This is a genomic window from Jidongwangia harbinensis (genome assembly GCF_020216025.1).
GTDB lineage: Bacteria > Actinomycetota > Actinomycetes > Mycobacteriales > Micromonosporaceae > Actinoplanes > Actinoplanes harbinensis.
This window is the reverse complement of the sequence record NZ_JAIWNC010000093.1, coordinates 1-4,534: the sequence shown is the minus strand read 5'-3', so window position 1 is coordinate 4,534 and position 4,534 is coordinate 1. Positions and strand designations below refer to the sequence as shown.

Annotated in this window: 1 protein-coding gene; it reads right to left on the bottom strand. The window is 72.1% G+C overall.

Going from position 1 to position 4,534, the window contains the following annotated elements; genetic code table 11:
- Positions 1–4,534 (bottom strand): type I polyketide synthase (locus LDL48_RS43090; protein WP_225260990.1); only part of this gene is annotated, 4,534 nt, incomplete at both ends.

Sequence of the window (4,534 nt, the reverse complement as noted above, 5' to 3'; positions counted from 1 at the left end):
CCGGCGACGGATGATCAAACACCAACGTCGCCGGCAACCGCAGACCCGTCGCCGCCTGAAGCCGCCCCCGCAACTCCACCGCCGTCAACGAATCAAAACCGGCCTCGCGGAACGCCCGGTCGGCCGGAATCTCCGCCGCATCCGCATGGCCGAGCACCGCCGCGGCCTCACGCCGCACCAGGTCGGTCAACGCCGGCACGGTCATCTCGGCCGACGCCAGCGGTGTGGCCCGGACCGTCTCGTCCGCGACCGGCTCGAGCAGTCCCGCCAGCAACGGCGCGGGCCGCCCGGCCGTGAACACCGGCCCGAACCGGGCCCAGTCCACGTCCGCGATCACCACGGCAGGCTCGCCACCGACCGCGGCGGCGATCGCCGACACCGCCGACTCCGGCGGCAGCAGCCGCAGACCACGCCGAGTCAACCCGTCAGTGGTCTGACCCCGAGAGGCCATCCCGATCCCGGCCCACGGTCCCCAGGCGATCGCGGTCGCGGCCAGGCCGCGGGCCCGTCGCTCGACGGCGAGTGCGTCCAGTGCGGCGTTGGCTGCCGCGTACGCGCCGCCTCCACCGCTGCCCCAGATCCCGGCGATCGACGAGAACAGCACGAACGCATCCAGAACGCGATCACCGAGCAGCTCGTCGAGGAACCGTGCACCGTCCGCCTTGCCTGCCGCGGCGGTCGCCACGTCGGCGGCGGTCATCGTCGCCACGGTGCCCGCCAGCTCAACACCGGCAGCGTGAACGACCGCGGTCAGGTCGGCGCCGCACCGGCCCAGAACGGCGGCGACGTCGTCCCGGACACCCATGTCCGCGTTGATCACCTCGACCGGCACACCCAGGTCTGGGGCGGCACCGCCGCGGCGGCTGGTGAGCACCAGACGCTCGGCGCCGTTGTCCGCAAGCCATCGGGCAACCGCGAGACCGAGACCGCCGGTACCACCGGTGATGAGCACGGTTCCCCGCGGCCGCCACGCCGCGCCGGCAGCGCGCGGCGCGCGGGTCAGCCGACGCGCGAACACACCCGACGGTCGGATCGACACCTGATCCTCGGAACCGTCGGCCAGAACCGCGACCAGCTTCGCCGCCGCACGCTCGTCCAACGTCTCCGGGACCTCGACCAGCCCGCCCCACAGGTGCGGCGTCTCCAACGCCGCGACCCGGCCCAGTCCCCACACCTCGGGCTGACCGCCTCGGGTCACGCACCACACCGGCGCGGTCGCCACACGCAGCAGCTCGACCAGAGCCATCACATCGAGGTCCACCGCGACGATGCCCTCGACCGGGGCGTCACCTTCGGTCGGCAACACCGCCGCGATGTCCCCGGCATCCTCGCCGACGACGAGCCAGCGGCCGGGCAGGGTCGCGGGTCGCACCGTGACCGGCTTCCACGTGACGTGATAGCGCCACGAATCGAGCAGATCCCGTTCGGCCTGGGAACGCCGCCAGGAGGACAGCACCGGCAGGGCCGCCTGTAGCGTTTCGCGCTGCTCGGTGACCAGGCCCAGCACGTCAGCCAGACCGTTCAGATCGCCGGATTCGACCGCCTGCCAGAACTCGGCGTCGTCCGTACCCGCTCCCGGCATGGCACCGGCCGTGATGGCCGGCCAGTAGCGCTGCCACTGGAACCGGTATGTGGGGGCCTCGGCCAGCTTCGCGCCGGTCCCGGCGAAGAAGGCGGCCCAATCGACCCGACCGCCAGCAGCCCAGTACCGGCCCAGCGCGGTGACCGCATCGGTCTTCTCCCGCCGTGACACCGCAACCAGCAGAGCGTCGTCGCGAATCTGCGCGACGGCCGGGATCAGGGCGGCGTCCGGGCCGATCTCGAGGAACGCGGTCGCGTCAGCAGCGGCCACGTCGTCGGCGAACCGGACCGTGTCCCGGACGTGCCGCACCCAGTACTCCGGGTCCGTCACATCCTTGACCAGCGGGATCGACGGCTCATGGAACGTCAGCGTGGCGACCACCGACCGGAACTCGTCGAGCATCGGGTCCATCAGCGAGGAATGGAACGCGTGCGAGACGTCCAGGCGACGGGCCTTGGCGAACGTCGCCGCCACCGCCTCCACCTTGTCGACCGGACCGGAGATCACTACCGACCGGGGTCCGTTCACCGCCGCGATGTCCACGTCCACGCCGGCCAGCTCGGCCTCGGACGCCTGGATCGCGACCATCGCCCCACCGGCCGGCAGGGCCTGCATCAGACTGCCCCGCGCGGCCACCAGACGGCACGCGTCCTCCAGGCTCCAGACGCCGGCGCAGTACGCCGCCGCGACCTCACCGATCGAGTGACCGACCAGCACGTCCGCCCGTACACCCCAGGATTCGAGGAGGCGGAACATCGCGACCTCGTAGGCGAACAACGCTGCCTGGGTGAACGCCGTCTGGCCGAGCCGCTCGTCGGCGCCGAACACCACGTCGTGCAGCGGCAGATCGAGATGCGCGGCGATCTCGTCGAACGCGTCCGCGAACACCGGGAAGGTGTCGTAGAGGTCGCGGCCCATGCCGGACCACTGCGCGCCCTGACCGGTGAACAACAACGCTGTCCGCTGATCGGCGGCGACCGTCGGTTCGGCGAACCCGCCGTCATCGATCGCGAAGGTACGCACCGGCAGCGCGGTCCGGCCGACGGCCAGCGTGTACGCCACGTCCAGGTCGACCCGCGACGGCAGCGCCAGCGCCGCCTCCGCACGCGCCGACACCAACACCGGTAGAGCCGGCAACGTCTGGGCCGGCTCGGCGGTCTCCGCTGCGGGCGGCTCCTCGATGATCACGTGCGCGTTGGTGCCGCTCATGCCGAACGACGACACGCCCGCGCGGCGCGGCTTCTCCCCCGCCTCCCAGGCGACGCTCTCGGTGAGCAGACTGACCGACCCCGCGGACCAGTCCACCTTGCTCGACGGCTCGCCGACATGCAGTGTCTTGGGCAACACGCCGTGGCGCATGGCCAGGACCATCTTGATCACGCCGCCCACGCCCGAGGCGGCCTGCGTGTGACCGATGTTTGACTTCAGCGACCCCAGCCACAACGGGGTCTCCCGCTCCTGGCCGTAGGTGGCCAGAACCGCCTGGGCCTCGATCGGGTCACCCAGCGTGGTGCCGGTGCCGTGTGCCTCCACCACATCGACGTCGGCCGGGGTCAGGCGAGCGTTGGCGAGGGCCTGGCGGATGACGCGCTGCTGGGCGGGGCCGTTCGGCGCGGTCAGGCCGTTCGACGCGCCGTCCTGGTTGACGGCGCTACCGCGCACGACGGCGAGGATCTGGTGGCCGTTGCGCCGCGCGTCGGACAGCCGCTCCACCAGGAGCATGCCGACGCCTTCGGCCCAGCCGGTGCCGTCGGCGTCGTCGGAGAACGCCTTGCACCGGCCGTCGGCGGCCAGACCACGCTGGCGGGAGAACTCGATGAACGTGCCCGGGGTGGCCATCACCACCACGCCACCGGCCAGCGCGAGGTCACACTCGCCCTGCCGCACCGACTGCGCCGCGAGGTGCAGGGCGACCAGCGAGGAGGAACACGCCGTGTCCACGGTCACGGCCGGACCCTCGAGACCGAACGTGTACGACAGCCGGCCGGACGCGACACTCGCCGCGCCGCCGGTCGCCGCGTGGCCTTCGGCGCCCGCCTCGCCACCGGTGAACGCAGCCATCATGAGCAGGGTGCTGTAGTCCTGGCCGTTGGACCCGATGAACACCCCGGTACGCGAACCCCGCAGGCCGGCGGTGTCGATACCGGCGTGCTCGAAAGTCTCCCAGGACGCCTCCAGCAGCAGGCGCTGCTGCGGATCCATCGAGACCGCTTCACGCGGGCTGATCCCGAAGAACCCGGCGTCGAAGTCACCGGCACCGTTCAGGAACCCACCGGTGCTCGTGGTCGACGTGCCCGGGTGGTCCGGGTCCGGGTCGAACAGGGTGCTGAGGTCCCAACCCCGGTCCTCCGGGAACGGACCCATCGCGTCACCGCCGGCCGCGACCAGATCCCACAGGCTCTGCGGACCCGTCACGCCACCGGGATAACGACAGGACATACCCACGATCACGATCGGCTCGTCATCGACCACCGTGGCCGCCACGGGCGTGTCCACCCCGGCCGTGACACCGGCGAGCTGGTCGCGCAGGAACTCGGCCAACGCCAGCGGCGACGGCTGATCGAACACCAACGTCGCCGGCAGCCGCAGACCAGTCACCTCCTGCAGGCGGTTACGCAACTCGACCGCGGTCAGCGAGTCGAAACCTGCCTCGCGGAATGCCCGGCCAGCGGGCACGCCGTCGCTGTCACGGTGACCGAGCACCGCGGCCGCCTCGGCGCGAACGAGCCGGGTCAGCCGGGCCACGCGCTCGGCCGGCGGAAGGCCGGCGAGTTCCGTGGTGAGCGGGCTGTCGCCGCCGCTGGCGACGACGACCTCATCCAGGACCGCGACGGCTTCCGGCAGGTCACCGAGCAGCGCCCAGCGGCGGCCGAAGGAGAACGCGGGGGCGAACCGGGCCCAGTCGACGTCGACGATCACCTGCGTGGCGTCCGCACCGGCGACGGCCGCCGC